This window comes from Cohnella abietis, from assembly GCF_004295585.1.
Taxonomy (GTDB): Bacteria; Bacillota; Bacilli; order Paenibacillales; family Paenibacillaceae; genus Cohnella; species Cohnella abietis.
Window position 1 is genome coordinate 4,816,861 of the sequence record NZ_AP019400.1, and the last position, 21,499, is coordinate 4,838,359.

A 21,499-nucleotide genomic window follows, 5' to 3' on the forward strand; every position below is an offset into this window, starting at 1 on the left:
AGCTTTATTTTAATTTCCAAACCTTCCCTTACATGAACAGAAAAATAAAGCACATAATACAGTTACCAACCGCAAGGAGGTGAACAATAATGGCATCCGGACAAAACAACAACAGCAATACATTGCTCGTTCCCCAAGCAAACGCAGGTTTGAACCAACTGAAATACGAAGTAGCACAAGAGCTTGGTATCGCCATCCCACAAGATGGATATCAGGGGAACATGACTACTAAAGAAAACGGTTCTATCGGTGGATACATCACCCGCCATTTGGTACAAATTGCTGAGCAACAACTTGCTGGCAAATAAACCAAGAACCATCTGAAGGCACTAAATACCGGGGAGCTTTGAAGCTTATGCTTCAAGGCTTCCTCTTCCTTATATTCGGACACATTGTCAGCTACTCTTTACAGCGTTCCATAAACCTTCTGATACTTCTTATAATAATACATCACACGTTGAACGTAATGTCTAGTCTCTCCGTATGGAATATCCTTTAAAGTTTGTTCTTCACCGTTCCAGACCCCTTTTTCCAGCCATTGCCGCACTTTACCAGGACCTGCATTGTATGCTGCGAGAGAAACAATCAATTTACCGTCAAATTGGCGTTTGAGATCCTTTACATACCAAGACCCCAAACTAATACCGGTATTTGCCTCCTTACCGGCATTGCTAGCCATCATATTACCGAAATCATCCTGCTTCAATATCCATTCCGCTGTGGCTGGCATAATTTGCATAATGCCGATAGCCCCTTTGCGCGAAACAGCATCTAGCTTAAAATTTGATTCCACCCTTATAATAGCAGCAATTAACAAAGGATCTAATTCATATTTCGTTGCACTTTGCTTGATCTCCTCCTTATACGAAATCGGATAAATCCAGCGTCCCAGCCAGTCCGATTCCACAAAGAGCATACCAAGAATAATGAGAATTAGAGGCAAAACCACTCTTTTCCGCTTAAATCTTTTCGTCATCCAAGCCCCTTTTCTCGCCAATAGCGCTCGATTTGCTGCTCAGTGCTTACGAGACTGCCACTATTGTCGATGAGAATATCAGCCCGAAGTCTTTTTTCCTCTATATCCATCTGTGCGTCTAATCGCCTTTGTGCTTCATCTGTCGTTAGCTTGTCCCGCTCAATTAGGCGCTGAAGCTGTTCCGTTCTAGGAACGTATACAACCATAATCTGCTCAAAATAAGACTCCAACCCCGACTCATACAATAGAGGGACATCCACGACAACCAGCTTGCTAGAAGATTTTTCTGCATGATATGCCATTCTGTCTCTCATCACAGCTCGAATTGCCGGGTGGGTTATCGCTTCAAGCGCTTTACGCTCAGCCGTATTCGTGAATACGATTGTACCTAGCTTCTTGCGATCAAGTGACCCATTCTCTTGTAGAACGGCTTGTCCGAACCGTGCCGCAATAGCAAGCAAAGCAGGCTGCCCGGGCTCAACGACCTCCCGGGCTATCGCATCCAGATCTATTAATATGGCGCCTTGCTTGATCAATAACTTGGCAACCGTGCTTTTTCCTGTAGCTATACCGCCCGTTAAACCTATATTCATTAGATCTCTTCCTTATACTAACAATTTGAATATTCCCATAACGATTAGAATAATACCCGGTAGCATTGATAGCTGTCTTACCCAACGCCAGCCTGATACCCAGAAGCCTACTCGTGTACCTGACCAGAGAAATAAACCACTAGCTGCTGCAATCAGTATGGCCGTAAGTAATGGTGGAAATCCTACCAATGCAGCCCCTATTCCCGCTCCGAAAGCATCAAGAGACAAAGCTGTCCCAAGAAAAAAAGCTTCCCCCGCACTTATCGTACCGGATAAATCCATATCTGCTGCCGAAGGTGTTCGTAATATTTGAATAATGAATCCAAACACTTTAAGCTCCATCTTCAGAACAGGAGCCGGTTCATTCCCAATGACTATGACTTCTTCACTAGCTACATCTTGAGCAGTTGACTGCTTAGCCTCGTCTCGTCCTCCATTGCGGATAAACTGTATGAGAGCTACTGTGCCAATTCCGATTAGAATTACCGCTCCAACTGCAGAAGCCCCATCAGGAGACATCCAGCCCGTTAACGCAACACCAACCATCATCGACAACAAAATAATTAAACCCGAGCAGGCCGATATAATAAGAATGGACGACACTGGAATTTTAATTTTTCTAACTCCATACGTAATACCGACACCAAAGCCGTCTAAACTAACTGCAAATGAAAGTAATACGAGCGAAGCGACAGGTGCCATCATAGCTAATTTCCCCCTGCATGGATGCTGACCCAACTGTTGTTACCAGAAGTCAGGTTCTGTTCATCCTATGCACGGGTGCGGTTAAATGCCCCAATTTTATAGGCGAATGCCTAATTATCTAAACCATCTAACCGATCCTTGACCTTATTGTTACGTTGTTTTAGCGTATTCATGCTGTTAGAATCACTCTTGCTGATGTTATTATGTGGCTGCTTCTGGCACTTTGGACAAATATGAGTACCTCGACCACCTACTACTGATTTCTCTATGAGGTTGCCGCAATTCAGACAAGGCTCACCTGTTCTGCCATAAGCCTTCAAGCTATGCTGGAATAACCCCATCTCACCTTGACCGTTAACATAGGATTTAATGGAGGAGCCTCCGGCTTCCACAGCAGCCGACAAAGTCTCAACGATCGCAAGATGGAGAAGCTCTTGCTCCTTCCGCTTTAACTCGTTGGCCGACGTCTCCGGATGAATACCCGCCATATGCAGCGCTTCATCAACGTAAATGTTACCCAATCCAACAACGACTTCTTGATTGAGCAACAGCGGCTTGATCTTTGTCGACCGTTTGCCGAGTGCACGCCGGAACACTTCCAGCGTAAACCCCTCTTCCAAAGGCTCCAATCCCAGTTTATTCAGCGGAGGAGCTTGTAATTCTTCTCCTGGCATAAACAAATGCATTGTTCCAAACTGCCGAACATCCTTATAACGTAATTCTGTACCATCGGTAAAATGGAAAATAACATGGGTATGCTTCTCCGGCAACGTTTCTGAGTCAAATAGCCCATAGCGTCCCTCCATCCGAAGATGGGAAACAAGGACGAGTCCATCCATAACTAATCGTAAAAACTTACCCCGACGCTCAACCGATTGAAAGGTTCTACCCTCAAGCTGAGCCGCGAACACTAAAGGATCGTCCGGCTTCTGAAGAATTCGCGGCAAGCTTACTGTGACCCGATCAATTTGTTTACCTGTAATCAGCTGGCTTAAAGTTCTGCGGACCGTTTCAACCTCAGGCAATTCCGGCATATTGTCTCTACCCCTTTCTCTAGATGTAGCCTCATCCTTGTTACTTCGCTTCGTACCAGTTGTTCCCCACACTAACATCTGCCAATAGTGGAACATCAAGAACTAATGCATTTTTCATAACCTCAGGCACTAGCTTTTTCATGATTTCCAATTCCTCTTCCGGCACTTCGAATACTAATTCATCGTGTACCTGTAGCAGCATACGGCTTTGCAATCCACGTTCGCGAAGCGCTTCGTCCATTCGCATCATCGCTAGCTTAATAATATCTGCGGCTGTACCCTGTATCGGTGTATTCATAGCCGTCCGTTCGGCGAAGGATCGAAGATTAAAGTTAGAATGACGAATTTCTGGCAAATAACGGCGACGCTCTAGAAGAGTTGTCACATACCCATCCTTCTTGGCTTGCTCCACAATCGTATCCATATAACGACGAACGCCCGGGAACGCCTGAAAATATTGCTCGATAAAAGCTGTAGCCTGGTCACGTGAAATGTCCAAATTCTGCGAAAGACCGTAGCTGCTAATGCCATAGACAATACCAAAGTTTACTGCTTTGGCCTGTCGACGCATATTGCTGTCTACTTGCTCGGCTTGGACTCCGAATACATCCATCGCTGTTTTGGTGTGAACATCCATCTCATTGAGAAATGCTTCCTTTAGTCCATCATCGCCAGATATATGAGCGAGCACGCGCAGCTCAATTTGCGAATAGTCAGCCGCCAGAATATGCCAGCCCGGCTCAGAAGGGACAAAGGCTTTGCGAATCTGACGGCCTTCCTCCATACGGATTGGAATATTCTGTAGGTTAGGGAATTGGCTCGATAGCCTTCCCGTAGCCGCAATTGTTTGTCGATAGAACGTATGAATTTTACCCGATTCCGGACGAATTTCTTTCAGCAAGCCTTCTATATAAGTTGATTGCAGCTTCGTCAGCTGACGATAGTGCAAGATTAACCGGACGATGTCATGATACGGCTCTAGCCTCTCAAGCACCTCCGCATCCGTCGAGTATCCTGTTTTCGTTTTTTTAATAACGGGAAGCCCAAGTCTGTCGAATAACACCTCACCTAATTGCTTAGGTGAACCTATATTAAACTCAAACCCTGCAGCATCGTATATGGCTTTCGTCATCTCTTCAATGCGACGCTGGAACTCCGTCCCTAAATCCTGTAATGCTGCAGCATTAACGGATATCCCTTGCTTCTCCATTCCCGCTAACACGCTGGACAATGGCTGCTCAAGCTCATAATACAAATGATTCATACCGAGCTGCTCAAGCTGTTCCGCAAGAAGCGGCTTTAGCCTACGAATCGCATCGACTTTGGCTGCTAAGTGCTTTGCAAGCTCTTCTCCTGCAGGGATATGGAATTTAGCACCTTTGCCATAGACAGCATCGTCCGACAGAATAGGAGCCAGATGATAACGATGCAGCAGCCCTTGAAGAGAAGGGTCTGCTTCAGTTGGATCAAGCAAGTAAGCGACAAGCTGTACATCGAATGCCTGTCCCTTCATCACTATGCCTGAACGAGCTAATACTAGCTCTACACCATGCAGGTCATAGCTGATCTTGTTAGCGGCGGGGTCCCCAAGCCATGCAGTAAGAGTTGCGCTTTCCGCCTTTGAGAGGTAGTCATAAGGAACAACATAACAATTCGTTCCCGCAACAATTGCGATCCCCATGCCTTGACCATGATGCGGATTATCTCCTACAAAATCGACTAAGACAGCTTCTGCCTCCGGAAGCGCAGCGTTTAACCGATCCCATCCGTCCGCATCAACTCTTATTACTTCATAATGTGAGGCCGTCTCAGCGCTCTCCGCTATTGTCGCTTCATCCGCCTCACCTAAGTTCAATCTTTCGGCCAGGTTCTTAAACTCCAGCTTACGAAACGCCGCTGCAAGAGCAGCAGAGTCGTAGCCCTTCCAAGCCACATCATCGAGGGAATGCTCAACTGGAACCTCGCGGAATATCGTTGCAAGCTGCTTGCTCATCCGAGCATCATCCATATGAGCCTCGATATTTTCACGTAGCTTCCCTTTAATATCGCTGACATGCTCCAACACATTTTCAACCGTTCCGTATTCTTGCAGCAGCTTCAAGGCTGTCTTCTCACCAACTCCGGGTACGCCCGGAATATTATCGCTCGCGTCACCCATAAGACCTTTAAGGTCAATAATCTGGTTAGGACTGAGTCCGTATTTCTCCCCAATCGTCCCTGGAGTGTAGCGCTCTACCTCGCTAACACCTTTACGAGTAATAAGCACGCTTACTTGCTCTGTCGCAAGCTGAAGCATATCCTTATCCCCTGATACGACAATAGCGGATTTCCCTTGCTCTTCGGCAAGCCTAGACATCGTCCCGATAATATCGTCCGCCTCATAGCCTGGAAGCTCAAACTGCGAAATTGAAAAGGCTTGAAGAAGCTCCTTCAGAAGCGGAAATTGCTCAGACAGCTCCGGAGGTGTCTTCTGGCGTCCACCCTTATACTCTGCATAGCCCTCATGGCGAAAAGTAACCTTGCCTGCATCGAAGGCGACGAGCAAATGACTTGGCTTTTCTTCTTCTAATATTTTAAGCAGCATCGTTGTAAATCCAAGTACCGCGTTCGTATGAATCCCACTGCTGTTCGTCAAAGGCGGCAACGCATAAAAAGCACGATTTATTATACTGTTTCCGTCAATTAAGACCAGCTTGTCCATTTCTTTTCCCATGACCCTGAGCCCACCTCGCCGACATTATTCATATGATAATCATACCATACTGGCACTAGTGCCGCACCCTGCCGTCATCTTCCAGTTCATAAAGAAAGGAGAAAGGAGCTTCCCTAAGTCATTAGACTTTAGGGACAGCTCCCATTATTACTGCTGAAGGAAATTCACTTGGCCTGCCGATCAGATAGCCTTGTGCGTAATCAAATCCCATTGCTCGGAGGAGACGAAGCTCCTCGGGTCTTTCGATACCTTCCGCCACCGTTCTGATATTCATCTTCTTAGCGAAACGAACGAAAGTGCGGAGCATATGCTTCTTCATCTCGTCCTTGTCAGCCATACGAACAAGTGAACGATCCACCTTAATATAATCAGGACTCAATTCGACGATCGATTGCAGGGAAGAATAACCTGCTCCAGCATCATCTATTGCAATCTCATAACCCTGGCTACGGTAATGCGCCAATATTTTTTTGGCAGCTTCAAAGTCATCTATTGAACTTCGCTCCGTTAATTCGAATACGACCTGCTCGGGGTAAAGCCCTCTTTCATTTAACCAACGAACAGTTTGGCCGGATACAAAGTGAGGATCATTAATAATTCCCATCGTTACATTAATAAATATTTTCTGGACCGAGCCCAGAGAGGGACAATGTCGAATAGCCTTTTCTCTTGCCAATCGATCCAACGCGAAAGCCATATTGTGTTTCTCTGCGAATTGGAATAAAGAAAGCGGACCATCAAACAGGCTGCCTTCAGGACACCTAGTTAATGCCTCATATCCGAACACTCTTCCGTCACCGAGTCGCATGATCGGCTGGTATACACTCTTAATGCTGCTTTCCGATAGGAGTCTATCAAGCTCAAAGCGTAGCTCCCATTCACTTTGATTGGATAACGATTCATGTATTTGCCCCGCAACCTTCATTACACCTTCATAAATAGTGTCTCTAAGAGATAGCGTTTGCAGGCGAGACAATTGTGCGTAACCAATCCCTCTTTCTGGGTGTCGCTGTAGCTGAGGATTACCCATGACGCCTCCGGCCTGCGCGACGATAGCTTCCCTGATGCGCTTAGCTAAGCCCCGCAGGTAGGCCTCACTCTCCTCTTCGCTAAAGAGGCTAGACAATTCCGCATATAAGAACAAGTGATTGGAAATCACATCTCCAAACCTTAGATCATTGCGTCCCATTGTAATCGCAATCCAGTTGGACCAATTAAAACCTTCCTCTTGGAATTCAGACCTAAATCCAACCTTCCACTCTGATAGATCAATGCCAATTAAGCCCATATTCTGATGCTGCTCGATTTGATCAATAAATTGATCCATTCCAAACCATGATGTCATCATTCGATAGTACACCATCTTCCACAGAAGTCTTCGATGACCTTAAATTTACCAAAACATTGTAAAGTCGATCCTCACTATTTGTTAACTTACAGTTAAATCCATAGGGATGATGATCTGATTGTCTACATTATCAGTAATCCGTTCCCAAGCAAGGGAATTGCCGCTTTGCTGCTTCGCCTTTTTCTTGAGCAATGCCGCTCGTTCCGACAGCGCTTCCGGCGTCCATCCTTCTGATGTTTCACAGAGCAGCAAGGACAATGACAGGGACAATCCCTTAGCATCTATCGGACAGCCCGCTCGATCGAGTACGGGTCCTGTGCTTTTCCCTGTATGTGCAGCTATCCCCTGTTCAAACCTTGTAAGCACATCTTGGGCTATGCCAACTGAATCTAAGCCCGAACACAATACTATAAAATCATCGCCTCCAATGTGACCAACAAAGCAATCATATTTGGGCTGAAGTCTCATGGTTTCTACAAGTGCATCCCCGGTAAAGCGAATAACGTCGTCTCCCTTGTGGAAGCCGTATTGATCGTTATACCATTTGAAATGATCCAAATCCGCATATAAAACGGAAAATGGACGTCCCTCGGCAAGCCTACGAATTAGCTCCCTGCGAATCGGCTCATTACCCGGCAAGCCTGAAAGTGGATTCGCCCACTGGGCATCCGCCATCCGTGCTTGTGTCACCCATTCCAGCATAGATCGAATGAATGTAATGCCAGTCACAAGTCCTTCACGAGTAATAATAATTGCGTCATAGAGCTTGTCTGGCTCACGGGCCATTGCCATCTGTGAGGCTTGGTCAACAGGAATCGACTCTTCGACAACCATTGGATGTGTATCCATGATTTTACCAACAGCTCTATTCCAATAAAGCGGCAGTCCAAACTGTCCTGACAGCATTTGATGAAGCTTTTCCTTCATCAGTAAGCCTAGTGGCTTGCCATTATCAACAATAACAATCCCTTGACCTTCCCGATGAAGCTCAAAGTGACGGGATATTTCCGATACTGGTGTTTCACGGCTAAACATCTTAACCGGAACGACTAGCTCCGATAAGGTTCCAGATGCCCCTTGGTAACGCTTATTTACTTCTGCGCGAATCCGGGCTTGAATATGTGGAGCTAGTGTCGTTGCTTCATCTAGCCCTTTATCGAGCCATGTCCCTTGAGCATAATTCATTCCACTTGCAACAAGCGCAGGAAGCAATTCTTCCCGATCCAAGCCGTTGGCTATCAATACAATCTGCTCTTTGCGAGTTAGGGAAATGATTCCATTCAGCATACTTTCTTCTACAGGATCCATTCCCTTGTCACTTACCCAGCCCACATTCATCTGACCATAGTCAGGATGCATATCGACCATTCTACGCAAGGAAGTAAAGCTTGGCACGATGCCTGAAAGAGAAATCCTAAAGCCCTGACTACGATAATGGCTTAATGCTGCTTTAACCGTCGTGTTCTGCTCTGTTTCACCGCCAACCATAACAAGCACAACATGCTCAGGCCTTAAATTGGCAGCCTCGATTCTCCTAAGCGTGCTTCCTGGATATAGCCTTGGATCGAATATGATTTTGGTAGGAACAGGAAGGAACAGCTTCACATCTCCATTACGGGAGGGGAAGCCTCGTATTGCTGCTTCACGGAAACGTCGATCAGCCTCGAATAGCTGACCTGCTTGATCCGCTGTCTCATAGAACTCACTAATATTGATTTTCGCTTCACTATGGGCTTTAACAGGAACGGCTTCGTATCCATACAGAGAGCCATCTAAGAGAGACACAATAGGTAAATATTTTACCTTGAAATCGTATTCTGCTGGCATTGCTGAATATTCAGGTAACGGAAACCTAATCGGATTGCTGGCAAAGAACATCCGGTGCCATGCAATCTCGTATGCTTTCAATAGGGCATATTCCCATTCTTCAACCGACTTCAAGTGAACTGCCGAGGATGAGGTTTCGTTCCCTACCCACCCGATCCCATAACGAAGGCTGCTTCCCGTTTCCTGACTTTGTGAGCACTTGAAATCAGTAAAGGCTCGTATCGCTAAATCTCTTAACAGAAAAGCCATTCTACCCGAAGTTATCTCTGGCGTATCATTATTGTTATTTTCTTCAGGACTAAAGGAAACGATAAAGATCAAACTACTATCCGTTAAAGTCCAATGCCTTACAGAATCAGATAACTTCTCGAAACGCAATGCAATAGCCTGTAGTAAGCGTCGAATACGAAGACCGGATGTACTCGAAGTCGCCCTATTAGAGGTCGTCTGACTGCCTTCCCAGCGAACGATTAACAAGCCGACATGCTGCGGCAGCGTAATCTTGCTCATCCACTCGTTAAACATATTGTGATTTAGCCATCCGTTTGTCTTATTCATCATGGTTTACCCCCGACAGATGATTCCGGAATTGTTTCACCTTAACAGGAATACTAATTTTAGTATAAAAGGACCTTCAGGCAGAATTCATTTCCTGAAGGTCCTTTTCTTCCTTAGATCTGCAGCTAATAGATGATTACTGATTCAAATCAGGTCGTTTGCCAGTCATCAGATACACAACACTCTCGGCAATATTAGTAGCATGATCCGCAATTCGTTCAATATAGCGACCAACAAAGCTAAGCAGCATCGCTTGTCCAATCGTCTTCGGATTTTCCACCATGAGGGAGAACAGCTCTCTGATGATTTGAGAATAAAGCGCATCTACTTGATCATCGTCCTTAGCGCTCTTATAGGCCAAGTCTACATTCTCATCCACGTAGGATTGAAGTGATTCCTGGATCATAATCGCGACTAGCTCAGCCATTCTTGGCAGATCGATTAGAGGCTTGATAAGCTCCTGTCCGTCGAGTCTAATAACGACTTTCGCGATGTCGACAGACAAATCTCCCATACGCTCGAGATCTGATGAAATCTTGAATGCGATAAGAATGCGACGTAAATCTTTCGCAACAGGCTGCTGTGTAGCAATTAATTTAGCACCGATTTCACTAATCTTTTCTTCAAGCTGGTTTAGCTCGGTATCGGATTTCACTATTTTTTTTCCTGTTTCGACGTCACTGTTCTTTAACGCGGTCATCGCTTCAGTAAGCGCCTTTTCTACTCGATTACCCATCTCAATAAGTAATTGAGTCATTTCCTCAAGACCCAAATCAAATTCTCTGCGTTTAACCATGCTAATAACCGTCCTCTCTGGGAATCAACCGAATCGTCCGCTAATGTAATCTTCCGTACGCTGGTCAGTCGGATTGGAGAATAGCTTCTCGGTCTCCGAATATTCTACAACCTCTCCATTAAGGAAGAAGACGGTTTGTTGAGAAACACGGGCTGCTTGGTGCATATTGTGCGTAACCATAACGATTGTGTACCGATCCTTAAGCTCCTGAGCCAGCTCTTCAATCTTAAGCGTGGAAATCGGGTCAAGGGCCGAGGTCGCTTCGTCCATAAGTAGAATGTCTGGTTCAACTGCTAAAGCACGTGCGATACATAGTCGCTGCTGCTGACCACCCGAAATACTGTAGGCGGAGCGTTTCAAGTGATCCTTTACTTCATTCCATAGGGCAGCAGAACGAAGGCTCGTTTCCACAATTTCATCGAGCTTCTTACGGTCAGTGATCCCATGCAAACGGGGACCATAAGCGATGTTATCATAGATCGATTTAGGAAAAGGGTTCGGCTGTTGAAACACCATTCCGACACGCTTCCGTAGGGTTTCAACATCGACCTCGCTGGAATAAATATCAGTTCCCGCAATTTCTACCTTACCTTCGATACGAGTGCCGGCGATCATGTCGTTCATCCGATTGAAGGTTCTAAGCAACGTAGATTTTCCACAACCTGATGGACCGATGAATGCAGTAATAGCCTTCTCCGGGATTTCCATGTTGACATGCTTCAAAGCGTGAAATTCTCCATAGAATAAGTCCAAATCATTAATCTCGATGATGGAGTTCATGGTCAATTCTCCCTTTTTAATTAGATGGCTTTCATTATCCGAACCGCCCTGTAATGTAATCGCTAGTCTCTGGCTTCTGCGGATTGGTAAAAATATTGTGCGTGAAATCATATTCCTTAACTTCACCCATGAGGAAAAATGCAGTCTTCTCTGACACTCGTGCTGCTTGATGCATGTTGTGAGTCACGATTACAATGCAATATTCCTTCTTCAGCTCTGCGATCAATTCTTCGATCTTAGAGGTTGAGACTGGGTCCAAAGCCGAAGCTGGCTCATCCATGAGGATAATGTCCGGCTTGACGGCAATCGATCGAGCGATACACAGACGTTGCTGCTGACCACCCGATAGTGCAAGAGCCGAATTATTCAGCCTGTCTTTGGTTTCCTCCCATAATGCAGCTTTCCTTAAAGATTGCTCAACGATTTCATCGAGCTCCTTTTTCCTCTTAACCCCGTGATACCGAGGTCCGAAGGCAATGTTCTCATAGATTGATTTATGAAAAGGATTGGGGCGTTGCCATACCATGCCGATCTTCTGACGAAGCGAAACGACGTCGGTAGATGGGCTATTGATATTCTGATCCCTAATCCATATTTCTCCTGTCACCTTACAGTTAGCAATAAGATCATTCATCCGATTCAAGCTTCGCAAAAATGTTGATTTACCACAGCCTGACGGACCTATAAGAGCAGTAACCTGTTTGGATGAAAAATCGAGTGAGACATTCTTTACAGCGGTTCTATCGCCGTAAGAAACGCTCAGGTCTTTGGCGGACAATCCGATATGCTCCAAGCGATAACCCCCTTATTTGATTGCTGTAAATTTGCGATACATGTATCTTCCCAGCCATCTTGCTGCAAAGTTAAACAGCAATACAGTAATGACAAGGACGGCTGATGCACCTGCAGCAATTTGTGCAGCATCTGGAGCTAAGCCCTCTGAATTGATCTTCCAAATATGAACAGCCAAAGTTTCAGCTGGGCGGAACGGATTGAGCGGAGAAAACGGGCTGAATGGGTTCCAATCCGTGAAGTCTAATCTAGGCGAGCTCATTCCCGCTGTAAACAGCAGAGCTGCCGCTTCTCCGAACACCCTACCAGCAGCAAGAATCGTACCTGTCAGAATGACCGGAAGTCCGATTGGAAGCATAACTGAAGTTATCGTCTTCCACTTGGACAATCCGAGAGCGAGACTCGCTTCCTTCTGCTCGCGAGGCACTCCCTTAAGCCCTTGCTCTGTTATCCGAACCATCAATGGAAGATTGAACACGGTAAGTGCCAATGCACCAGAGAACAAGGAAAATCCAAATCCGAACAAATTGACCAATACGAGTAGTCCGAACAAACCAACGATAATGGACGGAACGGATGAAAGAACTTCAACGACCAAACGAATGGCACTTGTGATCCGGTTTGCAGGGGCATATTCGCTCATATAGATACCTGCACCAAGACCGATAGGAATTGTAATAATCATCGTAAGTACGAGTAAGAACACGGAGTTAAATAGCTGTGGCCCGATGCCACCGCCTTTACGAATCGTCTCCGGTGCTGAGGTTAGAAAGTGAAAGCTGATATGTCCGACGCCCCGGAAGAGAATATAACCGAGCAAACCAGCTAATATTAGTACGATAAACGCTGCGACCGCAATAATGACGGAGGTTGCAATTTTATCAGCTGTTTTAGCTTTCATAGCTTCGATCTCCCTTCTAGGAAGCGTACGATAAATACGAAGACGAACGTCATTAGCATTAAGATAAGAGCCAATGACCACAATGCGTTGTTCGCTAGAGAGCCCATAGCTGTATTGCCCATGCTAAGTGTAATTGCACTTGTTAAAGTCGAAGCTGATTCAAACAGGGAGCTCGGGATATGCGGAGCATTACCGATAACCATCTGAACAGCGAGCGCCTCTCCGAATGCGCGTGCAATACCGAGCACAATACCCGTCATCAAAGCTGGCAGCGTTGTAGGAAGTACAATTCGATATATGGTTTGCCAACGTGTAGCGCCAAGTGCGAAGGATCCTTCTTTCAATCCTTTAGGCAATGCGGCTAATGCGTCAGTTGCTATCGTCGTAATAGTGGGAAGAATCATAATAGAAAGCACTAAAGCTCCCGCAGCAATTCCTATTCCTTGCCCTGGGAAGACGTTACGGAAAAAAGGAACAATAACACTCAGACCTACAAAGCCGTAAACGACAGAAGGTATACCTGCAAGCAGCTCAATGACTGGCTGTAAATAGCGACGTCCGAATTTAGGCGCTATTTCAACCATGAATACTGCTGCACAGAAGCCGAGCGGTGCTGCGATAGCCGCAGCGAGTAAGGATGTGCTGAAAGAACCGAATATAAAGGGTAGTGCGCCGAACACAGCTGGCTCTCCTTCAGGTGCCCATTTCAGCCCTGTCAGAAGATCTAATACGTTTACATGATTGACGAAAAAGGTACTCAGTCCCTTTGATGCGACAAAGTAGACAATAGAAACGATGGTACCAATGAGGAATGCTATGCACAATAGGGTATATACCTTACCTACCCATTCTTCTGCAAGATGCGGCTTAGCTTTTTGCCGTTCTAACGACTGAGCCATATATCTCTCCCTTTACACAGTCAATCAAGAGGCTGTATCGTTCTGCCTCTTGATTGGCTCATGATTTGGAACCCTATTATTTTGTAATATTGCCACTAACATCGCGCTTTACTTCCATTTTGCTTGCTGGAATGTAGCCAAGCTCTACAACGTCGCCGTTCTGAACTTCGTCACTCAGCATGTACTCTAGGAATGCTTTAACAGCTGCGGTAGGCTCACCTTTTGTATACATGTGCTCATATGCCCATACTGGATAAGTTCCGTTAGCTACATTTTCTACGTTTGCATCTACGCCTTCATATTTAACTGCTTTTACGGAGTCATCCAGGTAGGAAAGAGCAAGATAACCGATTGCTCCTGGTGTTTCGCCGACTAGCTTCTTAACTGTACCGGAGGAATCCTCTTGGATAGAGCCCTTCAAATCTTCTGATTTTTGACCAAGTGCATATTTCTCGAAAGTCGCACGAGTACCTGAGCTTGATGGACGGTTAATAATTTGAATGCTTTGATCGTTACCGCCAACTTCTTTCCAGTTCGTTACTTTACCTGTGAAAATATCAACCAGCTGCTGCTTCGTTAAGTTATCAACTGCAACTTCTTTATTCACGACTGCGGACATACCCACTACCGCAACTTGATGATCGACTAATGCTGCTGCTTTATCTGCATCCAGCTTTTCTTCTGCGAATACGTCAGAGTTACCGATGTCCGATTGTCCTTCAGATACTTGAGTAAGACCAGTACCGCTTCCGCCTGCTTGAACTTGAATCGATACTTTCTTATTAGAATCCATGAATTTCTTCGATACTTGATCAACTAGCGGCTGCAAAGCCGATGATCCTGTCGCTAGAAACGAGCCCGATAATTCGCTTCCACCATTGTTGCCACCATCATTATTTTTTTGGCCGCAAGCAGCCAGAGCTACCGTTAGAGTTAACACCATCAACAACATTACTGTCTTTTTCATTTCTTTAGTTCCCCTTCCAACTCTCAAGTATTTTTTCTTACAGTTCATATTGTAGAAGGTTGTCGTTTGGCAGATGTTTTCGTATTGTTAACGGAGTGAAAAAAGTTAATACACTTTTTCTATGTAAATGATAAAATTATAGGCGAAGTTGATAACTAGCTAAATAAAGTGGGGTTTATATCATCAGTCTATTAAAAATGAAATTACTCGTCCTAATCGATCGCTATAAACAAGTTACTGCCGTTGCCAATTCACTGGGAATGAAGCAGCCGACAATCAGCTTCCATATGAAGAAAATGGAGTCCGAATGGGGCACGAAGCTGTTCGAAGCTAAAGCAGGTCGGATCTTTCTTACAAACGCGGGTAAAATGCTGCTGCCTTACGCAGCTCAGATTAGCGCGCTATATTCTGAAGCTGAATCGAAAATGGTCGAGCTAAGAGATAATGAAAGAAATTTATTTCGTATCGGTTGTACAGACTGTGCAATGACTACGCTTGCTCGTTCTGGTTGGTTACAGGGCTTAAAGGATAAAATAGATGTTCAAGTTACCGTGCAAACCGGCAATGAAGAAGGACTGTTTAACCTACTGAAAGCTGGTATGCTCGATTTGGTTGTATGTGGTCAACTACCGCAGGAATCTGAAGACTTCCAATACGAGAGCTTAACATCCACATCAATGAAGCTTATTGTCCCCATCGACCACCCATTGACTGTTTCGGACGAGATTATTGCTCCGCATAATCTTTACAAATATCCTTTTATTGATCATACGGAGCGGTCCATAAGCCAACTTATTGCAACATGGAAAGCACAATTTCATTGGAACCTTCAAGCAGGAGCGAAATTCGAATCCGTAGAAATGATTTTCAGCGCCGTAGAAGCCCAGCTTGGCTTAGCTATATTGCCGGAATGTACTCTTCCCGATCCTGCCAGAAGGGTAGCTGCGTTAGAGCTTCCCGGACATTGCTCCGAGTGGAGCCTATATGCTAGCTGGAAACCAAATTATTGGAATACTGAGCTCATGAAGCAGATGGTTAGCAGTATATCTCTTTGAGGCCATCCAAGCAGCTCTTAGCGATTTTTACGTTCTTTAATCCATAGAGGTATTCTGAACACGACATTAAACATCAGAATAACAAAGACGAGAACTGCAGCCGCTTTATCGGAGATAGATACCGCATCAGGTACGATTGCTTCTGACTGGACATACCAGAGGTGAACAGCCAATGTCTCACCAGGGGAAAGCAGATTAAAGTCCCACATCTCGCCGGAGGTCGTTACACCCGCCGTCAGGATGATTACCGCGCTTTCACCGAATGCGCGCCCTGCGACTAAACAAATTCCTGTTACGATACCACTGATCGCAGTTGGAACTAGCACTCTTCTTATCGTCTGCAGGTGCGTTGCTCCTAGAGCGAAGGAAGCCTGCTTCATTTCTTTGGGAACAGCTCTGATTGCCTCTTCCGTTACCCGCGTCATAACAGGCAGGTTCAGGAATGCCAAGCTTACTGCACCACCAATAATGGTAAGTCCAATCTGAAACATCTCAACAAACAAAGCGATTCCGAACAAGCCGAATATAATAGAAGGAACAGAAGCTAACCCTTCAACACAAATCCGCACAAACCCAACTAGCTTGTTGTTAGGAGCGAACTCGGCTAAATAAATACCCGCAGCCATACCAAGAGGGATGGAGATCGCAAGTGAAATGAATAGCATGTAGAAGGAATTAAATAACGCAGGACCAATTCCTCCCCCTTCCTCCATCTCGCTTGGCAGCCCCATGATGAAATCCCAGGTTAAATGCGGCAGTCCTTTTTGCAAAATGAGAAAGAGCAAAGCACATATAAAAAGAACGATACATGCTGAAATGCCCCATACCAGAACAGTAAAGATCCGATTCTTTACGTTATTAATGCCTTTTCCAGAGCTAAAAGCTCCTTGTGATCCGTTAGTAGCTACCTTCATTGTTGTGCCCCCTTACGTTGGAACAATCGAACAAGCACAATCATTAAGAGAGAAATAACAAGCAGTAGGAAGCCCATCATATACAGCGCATTATTCCAAGTAGAATCAAACGGAACGTTAGCAATTTGCATAACGATGTTACTTGTTAATACAGATGTAGGCTTGAACAGCGCATCCGCGAGCTGTGGCGTATTCCCAATGACCATTACAACAGCCATAGTCTCACCAATTGCTCTAGCCATCCCTAGAATAACCCCATACATAATTCCGCTCTTCGAAGCTGGGATAATAACTCTAAATATCGTTTGGAATCTTGTAGCTCCGAGTGCATAAGAGGCATCTCTGTATTTCCTTGGAACAACACTAATTGCATCATCGCTAATCCGGCTAATTGTCGGAAGCACCATAATCGTAAGTACGATGGCTGCCGCAAGAATACCGTCACCCATATTTGTTCCCGTCAAGTCCCTTAATAGCGGAATAAGTATCGTCAATCCTAGAAATCCATAAACAACGGAAGGAATACCTACGAGTAGGTCCAGAATAGGACGCAAGAAGTTCCTCATCCATTTCGGGGCGATTTCAGATAGAAATACGGCAATAATAATCGACAAGGGCACTGAGATTAAAAGCGTCAGCAGTGTGAGTGCAAAAGTACCAAAGATGAAAACAAATGCTCCGTAGCTATCGTTCTCAGGAGACCAATCCGTCGAGAAAAAGAAGGTCATCGGCGAAACATCACGGAAGGTAAGTACACCCGTTCTAAACATAAAAAACAAAATACTAAACAATATCACGCAAACGAATGCAGCACTTGCAAAGCAAGCAATTTTGAAAAAGCGGTTGTAAACGAAAAGTCTATTTTTCCGATCAAACCATTTACCTGAACCGGCTTTGATGCTGCCTCCCAGCTCATTCACTTCTTTAGTGACAATCGTTCCTTGAGCTGCATTATCGAGTTGCATAAGAGTCTTCCTCCCATGAAGAAACCAGCGTCGCGTAAACTCCGCTTAGCTGGCCTCTTCCCCTATGTTTGCTATGGAGCATTATTTAATTATTTGATTGCGGAGATCGGAATGAATTTCAATTTTTTCAGTGAGCCGTTTTGGAACTTAGCGCTTTGGATATACTCGATGAACGCTTTAACAGCACCTTCAGGCTTACCTTTAGTCATGTAGTAGCCGTAGCCCCAAACTTTGTAAGTACCGTTAACAACGTTCGCTTCAGTAGCAGCTACACCGTTAATTTGCACAGCCTTCATGTTGCTAGTTACATAGACAAGATCGATATAACCGATAGCGTTAGGCGTAGTTTCGATAGCCGTTTTCATGTCACCGCTGGATTTAACTTCTTTGTAGTTACTGCCTTTAGTTATGAAATCAGTACCTTGTAAAGCTTTCATTTGGAAGTTAACACGAGTACCTGAACCAAATGCGCGGTTTACAACAATAATGTCCGCATCAGCTCCGCCAACGTCCTTCCAATTCGTTACTTTACCAGAGAAGATATCTTGCAACTGCTTAGTCGTTAAGCTATCAGCCTTCACATTCTTATTCACGACAGCTGCGAAAGGAATAATAGCTACTTTGTTTGCTACTTGACCATCGAATTTTTTGAAGCCCGGTACATCCTCAGAAGCATCCCAGTCTACTGCTCCGATGTCTGCAATACCTTTACGTACGGATTGTGGACCTGTTACAGAGCCAGCAGCTGAAGCTGAAATTTTAACCTTTGGGTTCAGCTTTTTGAATTCATTAGAAGCTTGAAGCGTTAGAGGAAGAAGTGCGGAAGAGCCATTAATTACGATTTTTCCGCTTAACGAGCTAGCAGCACCTGCTGCGGATACGGATGATGTAACGAGTGCGATCGCCATTGCAGCGACAGTTAAAGACTTGAATAATTTCATTTTTATTTCTCCTCTCAATTCTCTTATCGGGTTGTTGGTTTCCAAAGACCGTTATTGCTCAAGAATACTTTTCCATCATTAATAACTGCGATAGGTGATCCTGCTTTTGCTACTACTTCACTTACGCTGTCCGAAACAGTGTACAGTTGCTTGGCAGCACCTGTAGCCGAATCAACCTCATAAACGAATTGGCTTGAAGCAGTGCCTTCAGTAAGCAAATACCATTTGCCAGCAGCATAAGTTGCTTCGAAGATGTCTTTTTCTGCAAACAATGTTTTAACTGTTTTATCCTTGCCAACTGTAACTAGGATAGATTTTGCTGCTGCATCATCACTAACAGCTACATAAGATACACTTGAACCATCGGCAGCTGCATGAATGAACACCTTGTCATCCGTAGATGTAGTCAATTGAACCGCTTTGTTGTCTTTGATTGAAGGATCAACCGTATAGGCGAAGATTTGCGGCTCAGTACCTTTCATATCAATCGTGACATCGTCACTCTCAACTGGCTTGGAGCCGTCAGCAACTACCGCACCTGGCTTAGTTACCGTATAAGTAAATGTTTTGCCGTCTATAGATACATCTAAATTTGCTTTATAGTCTACTTTGTCTTCAAGAATCTTAGAAATTGTACCTGCTGCAAGATCTAGCTTAGCAATAACGCTACCTTTGTCTCCTTGAAGGAAATAAATAGCTGAGCTATCAGCCGACCATACGAGTTCTGGCTTGATGCTAGTATCTGAGCTTACTTTCGACTCTGATTTCGCATTGAAATCGTAGACATAAACTTCACCAGCAGCATTCGTATAAGCAGCTTTAGTTCCGTTAGGTGCTAAGATCAAGTCCGATGCATCCTGTACAATACGTAACTTCTCATATTTAGTAGATAGCGCATCAACTAAGAAATCTAAGCGACCCGAATCTGTCTCTTGTGAAGCAATCAATCTAGCAGAATCTAGCCATTGAATATGATCTACTCCTCCAAGCAAGTCTGCATCTAACCAGATATTGCCGGAGTCATCCTTCAAGAAATGTCCGCCCAACGCTTCAACAAAAGCTTGTAATTCTACATAACCTGTTCCTTTTAAGCTCTTAACTGGAACTTCTAGAGTAATTTCTACTCCGTCAGCATCTATCACTTTGCTATTCAGCTTCATTTCCACTGTACTACCATTAAGAGATACTGTAATATTGCTTTTTTCTGTTTGAATATCAGCACCCAGCTTATTGCTTAAATCCCGGATTCCAACAAGCGTTTTGCCTTTTTCAATGAATGTATTGATGTTTACTGGTACCCCGTTCACAATAAAAGCTGAACTATTTACTTGAACTACACTTGCTTTTGTTACAGTTGCTGCAGAAACTGCTCCTACAGATGAAACTCCGACTGCCAATGCCAACACAGAAACAATAGACGCTTTTTTTAGCAACATCGACTCTGATCACCCTTCTGAATTAAGGTAGAATTTAACTTACTATTGTGAGTATAGTCCTCAATTGTAAATTCTCTGTTCGAGGTTCGTTTTCGAATTGTTAAATTTATGTATTAATTTGATTGACTAGCTTGTGAAATTCCTTGCTAATCTCATTCGAAATTCCCATAGCATCTCGGGATGCAGAGACAAGCCTTGAGGCAGCCTCATTGTTAAGCTCTGATGAGCTCCATAGCTGGGCAAAGGTATCTTCCGTCTTCTTAACTTGAACGAAGCCTCTATCCGCTCCTTTCTTTCCTTCACCTACGAGATTAGCTGCACTTTCTACAGCTTCTGCCATTGATTTGATCAGCCCCGTAATTTGGCCTGCTGATTTCTTAGTCTGGTCCGCCAAAGAACGAATTTCATGGGCGACTACTCCAAATCCCTTACCATGCTCACCCGCCCTAGACGCTTCTATTGTGGCGTTGACGGCGAGTAGATTACATTGATCAGCCAGATCCGCAATTAATCGAATGATGCCATCCGCCGCAGATGTTCTTTCTGTAAGCTGGACAACAGCCTTCTCTTGCTTAGCTGCATTAGCAGACCACAGCTTAAATAGCTGAAGCATACCTTCCAATTCATCTCTTCCTTGATCGGTTATTTCAGCGATCCGCTCGCTGCACGCTTGGGTACCGTTTGCTGTCTCTGTTACTTTGGTTACGGACTCATGAATATTGGTTATCATCATTTCCGTATCGCGAATAGTTCGAATTTGTCTACTAACCGCTTCTCGCTGCAATAATCGGGAAACATTGAGCAGATCATTCACAGTCATTACCCCAACGAATCGGCTACTGTCAGTTAGTATGACTGCATCATAGAAAGATTCTTCTGAACGGGATAAAGCTCGGTCAATGAGCTCTTGGGGTGGAGTGGATATTTCTAAAATGAGTGGTGCAGCATCCATCAAATGAGAGATCGGTCTATTCCCAAACAGCGACATTCCATACAATGAGCCCAATAGCCTGAAGAAGCGATCCTTCATTATTAATCCAATTGGATGGTGATTTTCGTCGCATACAACAACGCATTCTAGCAGCTTGCTCCGACGAAACAGATTGACTAAATCATCGCTCTGCTGATCCGGAGAAATAATCGGACAGTTTTTCAACCAATCCTTAACAATAATCGGCTGAAAAATATCCTTTACCGAATGCTCGCTTAATGGAGGAGCTTGAGAAACTGATCTTTTTACAGCAGTAGCTTCCACTAATTCAGTTCTTACTCTTGTGGGAGTGCTTATCATAGGACAGG

The 21,499-nt window shown here is 44.7% G+C and carries 20 protein-coding genes; 2 read left to right on the plus strand and 18 right to left on the minus strand.

Annotated features, from left to right (window positions below):
• The first annotated feature begins 89 nt into the window (after positions 1-89).
• Positions 90-308: an alpha/beta-type small acid-soluble spore protein gene (locus tag KCTCHS21_RS21215; protein WP_130613048.1), complete on the plus strand. Its 219-nt coding sequence runs from the start codon at positions 90-92 to the stop codon at positions 306-308.
• A gap of 98 nt (positions 309-406) precedes the next feature.
• On the opposite strand, the gene KCTCHS21_RS21220 is transcribed toward KCTCHS21_RS21215, so the two are convergent.
• From KCTCHS21_RS21220 to KCTCHS21_RS21280, 13 genes are all read right to left on the minus strand, one after another.
• Entirely contained in the window at positions 407-976 is a 570-nt protein-coding gene (locus tag KCTCHS21_RS21220; RefSeq protein WP_130613051.1) for a lytic transglycosylase domain-containing protein, read from the minus strand.
• The gene (gene coaE, locus KCTCHS21_RS21225; protein ID WP_130613055.1) at positions 973-1,569 is read right to left on the minus strand and encodes a dephospho-CoA kinase; all 597 of its coding nucleotides are present in this window, start codon (positions 1,567-1,569) and stop codon (positions 973-975) included. Before coaE ends, KCTCHS21_RS21220 begins: the two co-directional genes overlap by 4 nt.
• A gap of 12 nt (positions 1,570-1,581) precedes the next feature.
• On the minus strand, positions 1,582-2,274 hold the full coding sequence (gene ytaF, locus KCTCHS21_RS21230) for a sporulation membrane protein YtaF (RefSeq protein ID WP_232057910.1): 693 nt from the start codon (positions 2,272-2,274) through the stop codon (positions 1,582-1,584).
• 110 nt (positions 2,275-2,384) lie between these two features.
• Positions 2,385-3,308: a DNA-formamidopyrimidine glycosylase gene (gene mutM / locus KCTCHS21_RS21235; protein WP_130616633.1), complete on the minus strand. Its 924-nt coding sequence runs from the start codon at positions 3,306-3,308 to the stop codon at positions 2,385-2,387.
• 40 nt (positions 3,309-3,348) lie between these two features.
• The gene (gene polA / locus KCTCHS21_RS21240) at positions 3,349-6,009 is read right to left on the minus strand and encodes a DNA polymerase I (protein ID WP_130616634.1); all 2,661 of its coding nucleotides are present in this window, start codon (positions 6,007-6,009) and stop codon (positions 3,349-3,351) included.
• A 133-nt stretch (positions 6,010-6,142) separates the two neighbouring features.
• Complete coding sequence (locus tag KCTCHS21_RS21245; RefSeq protein WP_157994090.1) at positions 6,143-7,369, minus strand: EAL domain-containing protein; 1,227 nt, start codon at positions 7,367-7,369, stop codon at positions 6,143-6,145.
• An 81-nt stretch (positions 7,370-7,450) separates the two neighbouring features.
• Positions 7,451-9,757, minus strand: a complete 2,307-nt coding sequence (locus tag KCTCHS21_RS21250) for a GGDEF domain-containing protein (protein WP_130613061.1) — start codon at positions 9,755-9,757, stop codon at positions 7,451-7,453.
• 133 nt (positions 9,758-9,890) lie between these two features.
• Entirely contained in the window at positions 9,891-10,550 is a 660-nt protein-coding gene (gene phoU, locus KCTCHS21_RS21255) for a phosphate signaling complex protein PhoU (RefSeq protein ID WP_130613064.1), read from the minus strand.
• Positions 10,551-10,574: 24 nt separating this feature from the next.
• Positions 10,575-11,330: a phosphate ABC transporter ATP-binding protein PstB gene (gene pstB, locus KCTCHS21_RS21260; protein WP_130613067.1), complete on the minus strand. Its 756-nt coding sequence runs from the start codon at positions 11,328-11,330 to the stop codon at positions 10,575-10,577.
• A gap of 34 nt (positions 11,331-11,364) precedes the next feature.
• Complete coding sequence (gene pstB, locus KCTCHS21_RS21265) at positions 11,365-12,123, minus strand: phosphate ABC transporter ATP-binding protein PstB (RefSeq protein WP_130613070.1); 759 nt, start codon at positions 12,121-12,123, stop codon at positions 11,365-11,367.
• 12 nt (positions 12,124-12,135) lie between these two features.
• Positions 12,136-13,023 (minus strand): phosphate ABC transporter permease PstA, encoded by an 888-nt coding sequence (pstA, locus tag KCTCHS21_RS21270; protein ID WP_130613074.1) that lies wholly within the window; start codon positions 13,021-13,023, stop codon positions 12,136-12,138.
• The gene (gene pstC / locus KCTCHS21_RS21275) at positions 13,020-13,922 is read right to left on the minus strand and encodes a phosphate ABC transporter permease subunit PstC (protein ID WP_130613077.1); all 903 of its coding nucleotides are present in this window, start codon (positions 13,920-13,922) and stop codon (positions 13,020-13,022) included. The genes pstA (KCTCHS21_RS21270) and pstC (KCTCHS21_RS21275) overlap by 4 nt, the downstream gene beginning before the upstream one ends.
• 76 nt (positions 13,923-13,998) lie before the next feature.
• A complete protein-coding gene (locus tag KCTCHS21_RS21280; RefSeq protein WP_130613080.1) occupies positions 13,999-14,889 on the minus strand; it encodes a phosphate ABC transporter substrate-binding protein in 891 nt (296 codons plus the stop codon).
• 197 nt (positions 14,890-15,086) lie between these two features.
• Between KCTCHS21_RS21280 and KCTCHS21_RS21285 the strand changes: the two genes are divergently transcribed.
• Entirely contained in the window at positions 15,087-15,944 is an 858-nt protein-coding gene (locus KCTCHS21_RS21285; RefSeq protein ID WP_130613083.1) for a LysR family transcriptional regulator, read from the plus strand.
• Between the two features lie 17 nt (positions 15,945-15,961).
• Here KCTCHS21_RS21285 and pstA (KCTCHS21_RS21290) read toward each other — a convergent pair whose 3' ends face one another.
• From pstA (KCTCHS21_RS21290) to KCTCHS21_RS21310, 5 genes are all read right to left on the minus strand, one after another.
• Positions 15,962-16,858, minus strand: coding sequence for a phosphate ABC transporter permease PstA (gene pstA / locus KCTCHS21_RS21290; protein WP_130613086.1), 897 nt, complete (start codon positions 16,856-16,858; stop codon positions 15,962-15,964).
• Complete coding sequence (pstC, locus tag KCTCHS21_RS21295; RefSeq protein WP_130613089.1) at positions 16,855-17,823, minus strand: phosphate ABC transporter permease subunit PstC; 969 nt, start codon at positions 17,821-17,823, stop codon at positions 16,855-16,857. Before pstC (KCTCHS21_RS21295) ends, pstA (KCTCHS21_RS21290) begins: the two co-directional genes overlap by 4 nt.
• A gap of 89 nt (positions 17,824-17,912) precedes the next feature.
• Complete coding sequence (locus KCTCHS21_RS21300) at positions 17,913-18,764, minus strand: phosphate ABC transporter substrate-binding protein (protein ID WP_130613092.1); 852 nt, start codon at positions 18,762-18,764, stop codon at positions 17,913-17,915.
• Positions 18,765-18,787: 23 nt separating this feature from the next.
• The gene (locus KCTCHS21_RS21305; RefSeq protein WP_130613095.1) at positions 18,788-20,200 is read right to left on the minus strand and encodes a stalk domain-containing protein; all 1,413 of its coding nucleotides are present in this window, start codon (positions 20,198-20,200) and stop codon (positions 18,788-18,790) included.
• A 106-nt stretch (positions 20,201-20,306) separates the two neighbouring features.
• Positions 20,307-21,491: a methyl-accepting chemotaxis protein gene (locus KCTCHS21_RS21310; RefSeq protein ID WP_130613098.1), complete on the minus strand. Its 1,185-nt coding sequence runs from the start codon at positions 21,489-21,491 to the stop codon at positions 20,307-20,309.
• Between the last annotated feature and the right edge of the window lie 8 nt (positions 21,492-21,499).